Source organism: Salinimicrobium oceani, from assembly GCF_012037645.1.
Window position 1 is genome coordinate 1 of sequence record NZ_JAAVJR010000733.1, and the last position, 428, is coordinate 428.

1 protein-coding gene is annotated in these 428 nt (G+C 46.7%); it reads left to right on the forward strand.

Going from position 1 to position 428, the window contains the following annotated elements; translation table 11 throughout:
- The coding region (locus HC175_RS19130; protein ID WP_209310108.1) for a hypothetical protein at window positions 1–268 on the forward strand (268 nt) is incomplete at its 5' end.
- Window positions 269–428 lie beyond the last annotated feature (160 nt).

The window sequence follows — 428 nt, forward strand, 5'->3', positions numbered from 1 at the left end:
TTTATCTCTTTTGGTTTGCCTGGTCTTTGTTGCTTCCCATGCACAGGAGATCAACATTGCCGGAGGAATCGGTACTCCCGAAATGGCCAATGTGGGACTGAGAATGCATGTAGATCAAAACCAGTTTGGGGTGAGTTTAGGAACCAGTCCCGGTTATAAGAATAAGAATTTCAACGCCTCTGCAGATTACTATTACCACTTTGGTGGAAGATCTTACCATACCAATTTAAGACCCTGGTATGCAAAAACCGGACTCACCTATATGTAGAGCGAAGGGGAGTGGGAAGAGCGTACCAACTTGTTACTGGTGCCAAGGCTGTGCAGGGAATTCAATCTTTCTCCGCAGTTCGGAATTGCCCTGGAGGCAGGCGCGATGTTCATGCTAATGGATAAAAACACTCCGAAAAAAGAGAGGACAGGCGGCGTTA